The organism is Desulfotomaculum sp., from assembly GCA_003513005.1.
GTDB lineage: Bacteria > Bacillota > Desulfotomaculia > Desulfotomaculales > Nap2-2B > 46-80.
On sequence record DOTD01000024.1, the window covers coordinates 1 to 3,390 of the forward strand.

Sequence of the window (3,390 nt, forward strand, 5' to 3'; positions counted from 1 at the left end):
TGACGATGCCACAGGCCAAGAAACTGATCATTGCAGGCCTATCCGGTAATGAGAAGCTGATCCGAAAGACCTTGAGGGACGTTAACTACCACATGAAACGCAACATGGTCGCCTACCTCTCGCACCGAAAGAGGAATCTCCAAATATTGGGCGAAGTCGCTATTTAATGTTGGCAAAGAGCTTTAATACTCATCGCTGTAGTACTAAGAAGGGCAGCTAATGATTCAAAATCATCCAATTTTAATAAAGCCGGAAGCTCTTGCCGGTAAGCTTGACTTATACCGGGAAGTATTTCTAATACTTGATTATGACGGCACGTTAGTTCCGATTGCGCCGCGTCCTGAACTAGCCAGACCGGATGAGGGCCTGCTTGCCGACTTAAAGCAGCTTTGCGGATTGCCGTGTTATAAAGTGGCGATTTTGAGCGGCCGCGTACTTGAAGAATTGAAAGAACTTTTGCCTGTTCCCGGATTATATCTGAGCAGTGTACATGGTGTTTTAATCGAGGATCCCGCCGGCAACCTAACTGCTTTAGCATCTGCCGACATTGAACCTGTTATTAACCGTTTATATACAATTGCTGTTGAATGCATCGGGGATAAGAAGGGTTATATTATTGAAAACAAACTTATTGATTTGACGATCCATTTCAGGCTGGCCGATCCGGGCGCAGGAGATGTCTTGAAAAGCTTTATAGAAAAAAGCAAAGAAGTCTGTGAAGAATTTGGCCTTGAGTTTCTTGAGGGCAAGAAAGTTCTTGAAATACGCCCAAAAGGGCTGCACAAGGGAAAGTTTATCGACTGGGTAAGGGGAAAGGCGCCTTTGGCTTATATAACGTTTATAGGTGACGATACAACTGATGAGGACGCTTTTGCCTGTCTTGAAGAGGGGCTTGGTGTGCTGGTCAGCAAAGACTCCCGTCCGTCTAAGGCTTCCTTAAGGCTTAACTCTCCGGGGGAGGTACAGGAATTTTTACGTCTTTTAATAACAAAAAAGCGCGATTATTGACAGCAGACACCTTTCCAACTTATAATAGAACTTGCTTAAAAAAAACATGTCGGAGTGGCGGAATAGGCAGACGCGTACGTTTGAGGGGCGTATGGGAGACCGTGCGGGTTCAAGTCCCGCCTCCGACACCAAAAATCCTTTAAAATCAAGGGCTGTAGAAAAATCTACAGTCCTTTTTCTATTGGGTGACGTGTTCACCTGACACGCACCCAAATATAGGATAAATAGGAAAAAGCGTAGCGCATAGACAGGGGGAATCGATTTTGAATCAACACAAAGGGACGGTCACCTGTGTCAGTGGTTATTAAGTTATGACCCACTTCCTTTCTCAAATCATGCTCATCGGGACGCACAACAGAACCATTCGAGACCACTGAAAAAGTGCCTCTTTTAAGCGGCTCTTACGGTTGTCCTTGTCCAATCTGGTCGGTTAATCACCAGCCAACAGAACAAAAAGTTCAAATTTGGAACCAATATCTCTTTTGAAGCGGATACTATCTTAGCTATCCGCTTTAAATTTACCGCTAAGGCTGTTAGTTTTGCCTGCATACGGACGCTTTGTCGACCGTAGCCTTTGGCTCGGTCTAATCCATGGAAACGTTTTAGCTCGGCGGCTATACTCATATAACTCGGGGGTATTTACGCTGACTCTCATCTTTCTGGCTATTCGATTACTTTTACCTAAGCATTCATTTCGACGAGGACAATTGCGACAGCGCTTGCGTTCAAAGCTGTATTCCAAATGCTTTTCTTCTTTGCCCTTTCGTTTACGGGTTTTTTGCTTTACTTTCTCTGTTTCATTCCCCATAACACAAAACCATTGGTTACTATCCTTGTTGTAGCTGAACCATTCTTCATCTATTTTATAAGCGCTGGCGCTTACCGGTATATATGGTGCAGCCTGGTTTTCCTTTATCAAGCTAAGGATATCGTAACGAAAGTAAGCTTTATCACCATATACACCAGTCAAAATAATTCCGGCCTTCTGGATTTTCTCCAGGTGGTCTTTGAAATTATATCCATCGACATAGGAACCCGCTTCTACATTGATGCTGGTTATTAAGCCACCATCAGTAGTTTGACATAATTCCGCCTTGTAGCCATAAAAAGATTGTGTCTTGCTCTTGTAGCCCACTCGGGCATCTTTGTACACCAGGGAACGAATCCCTTTTTGTTCTATGAACAGGTCGCTTTCTAAGATTTCCTTAGCTTCGGCAGCTGCCTGGATGACCGCCTCTGAGTTTTCTGTACTAACTTGGTCTATCAGGTCTTCCAGGTAATTCTTCATAACTTGACGGAACAATCGTACAACTCAAGAAGCAGCAAAAGAAAAAGGCCGCCTAAACAACGCATTGTAAAAAATATTTCCGGCATATGAGGATTAGCGTGAAAACATTCAAGGCAAAAGTTGAAAACCCCTAAACCTAAAAAAGGGTATAACAAACAAGCCATCGGGGGAAGCAGAGCTAAAAGGTTAAACAAATAGAGAGATATGCTCGGGGCTAACCACTCCGTGTGCAATCAAGAGTTTAGCAGCTTGCCTCAAAGCCTTCTCCTTTTGCTTAATACGAAGTTCCACCGGCATATCAACCCGGTAGAAATCGCAAGGATTGAAAACCTCACCGGTCTGGAGCATGTGATAAACGGCAGTGAGCATCATTCTGGCAATGGCGATAATGGCTCGTTTCTTACCTCTGCGTTTGGCAATCCGCTCATACTTGATGCGGTAGTAAGAAGAAGTCTTGGATTTCACGGCGGCATGGGCCGCTTGTACAAGAGCGGGTTTGAGGTAAACTCCGGCTTTAGTGATGCGAACAGACTTCTTTTTACCGGCGGATTGGTTGTTGCCAGGCGCTAATCCCGCCCAACAGCACAAGCGCTTTGAGGATGAGAACTGAGACATATCAGTACCGATCTCGGAGAGAATCGTGATGGCAGTGTTGCGATCAACTCCAGGAATGGTACACAGCAGAATAATAGCGCTTTCAAAGGGTTCAACCAAACCGGCTATGGTGTTGCCGCTGACAACATTTGAACCAAGTCTGCCAGAGATAAATGGCCACAAAAAGACAAGAATAAATGGACCAAAACAAACGGAAACAAATAAACATAACATAAAAAATGGCTACCTAAATAGTAGCCTTACTTAATAATACAAGGTATTTAATTCCAATTCTACAGATTTTCAATATAAGATTCCACTCCGAAAACCCCATTGAATAGTAAACAACAGCCTTAGCAGCAGGATAAACAATGGCGAATCTCGAAGTATAATATAAATATCAAGAGATCCAGAGCAATCTATGGACAAATCAAAGATATACATTTCAGGGGGATTTACATGTTCCGCGAAAACAGAAACCACTTACAAATAGAACTATT

2 protein-coding genes, 1 tRNA gene and 2 pseudogenes are annotated in these 3,390 nt (G+C 43.6%); 2 read left to right on the plus strand and 3 right to left on the minus strand.

The window, feature by feature from the left end; all coding sequences use genetic code 11:
- Positions 1–219: 219 nt before the first annotated feature.
- Together otsB and DEH07_02135 are read left to right on the plus strand one after the other, a co-directional pair.
- On the plus strand, positions 220–1,008 hold the full coding sequence (otsB, locus tag DEH07_02130; GenBank protein HBY03346.1) for a trehalose-phosphatase: 789 nt from the start codon (positions 220–222) through the stop codon (positions 1,006–1,008).
- A gap of 48 nt (positions 1,009–1,056) precedes the next feature.
- Positions 1,057–1,139 (plus strand) — tRNA-Leu (locus DEH07_02135).
- Positions 1,140–1,398: 259 nt separating this feature from the next.
- On the opposite strand, the pseudogene DEH07_02140 reads toward DEH07_02135, so the two are convergent.
- The 3 genes and pseudogenes from DEH07_02140 to DEH07_02150 form a co-directional block, all read right to left on the minus strand.
- Positions 1,399–2,305, minus strand: a pseudogene (locus DEH07_02140) (IS5/IS1182 family transposase).
- Positions 2,293–2,490 (minus strand): hypothetical protein, encoded by a 198-nt coding sequence (locus DEH07_02145; GenBank protein ID HBY03347.1) that lies wholly within the window; start codon positions 2,488–2,490, stop codon positions 2,293–2,295. The pseudogene DEH07_02140 and the gene DEH07_02145 overlap by 13 nt, the downstream one beginning before the upstream one ends.
- A pseudogene (locus DEH07_02150) lies at positions 2,483–2,998 on the minus strand (IS110 family transposase). Before DEH07_02150 ends, DEH07_02145 begins: the two are co-directional and overlap by 8 nt.
- Between the last annotated feature and the right edge of the window lie 392 nt (positions 2,999–3,390).